This window comes from Paenibacillus xylanexedens (genome assembly GCF_007680605.1).
GTDB lineage: Bacteria > Bacillota > Bacilli > Paenibacillales > Paenibacillaceae > Paenibacillus > Paenibacillus xylanexedens_B.
Window position 1 is genome coordinate 1 of sequence record NZ_VEIO01000030.1, and the last position, 1,055, is coordinate 1,055.

A 1,055-nucleotide genomic window follows, 5' to 3' on the forward strand; every position below is an offset into this window, starting at 1 on the left:
TACATCCGCTGCTGGGCAGGCGAGGCAGGATACGCTTCGCGTGGCGCCGCCGGACTGATTGCCTCATAGCGTTCCAGGATAGCCGCCGTTTCCAAATACCCGGCTAGCATCTCCACCGTTGGACGGGCAAACACTTCACTCAGCGTCACGCTCGCATCTAACTGTTTCTGAATGCGGGCCATCAGCTGCGTTGCTTTGAGTGAATGGCCCCCCAGCTCGAAGAAGTCATCCCGGATGCTTACCGGTTGCGAAAGACCTAGTACGTCCTGCCAAATGGCGGCTAGCTTCGCTTCGGTCTCGCTTCGCGGCGCAGCGTATTCACCGGTTGTCTGTAGTAGCCCTTGGGGCTCCGGCAGCGCATTCCGGTCCACCTTCCCATTGGCCGTCAGTGGAATTTGCTCCACTTCCACCAGATACGACGGCACCATATACTCAGGCAAACTCCGTTTCAAATACGTGCGCAACTCAGATGCACTGAAAATGCCCAGGCTCGCCACGTAGGCACACAGATAAGACTCGCCCTGCTCGTCTTTCCGAGCCACAACCACGGCTTCCTTCACGTCCGTGTGTTGCAGGAGAACATGCACAATTTCCCCTGTCTCAATCCGGTACCCCCGGATCTTCACCTGTTCATCGATCCGACCTAGGTACTCCAGGTTCCCGTCCGGTAGCCACCGTGCCAGGTCCCCGGTGCGATACATCTGCCCGCCCGGTTCAAATGGGTTGTCTACAAACTTCTCTGCCGTCAGTTCGGGACGGTTCAAGTATCCCCGCGCCAAGCCGTCTCCCGCGATGCACAGCTCCCCGGGTACTCCCACCGGTTGCAACTGGTTCGACGGATTGACGATATAGGTGCGAGTATTCGCGATAGGACGGCCTATTGGAATCGCTCCCTGGTTAACATCCTCTTCCGTTATCAAATAACTGCATGCAAAGGTTGTGCTTTCCGTTGGACCATAACCGTTAATCAGTTTCAATCCTTCGATTTGCATCGCTTTTTTCGCGTGCGGTACCGAGACAATATCACCGCCTACGAGCAGTTGGCGCACGCCGTT

1 protein-coding gene is annotated in these 1,055 nt (G+C 56.5%); it reads right to left on the reverse strand.

The window, feature by feature from the left end:
• The coding region (locus FS818_RS28205) for a non-ribosomal peptide synthetase (protein WP_145336719.1) at positions 1-1,055 on the reverse strand (1,055 nt) is incomplete at both ends.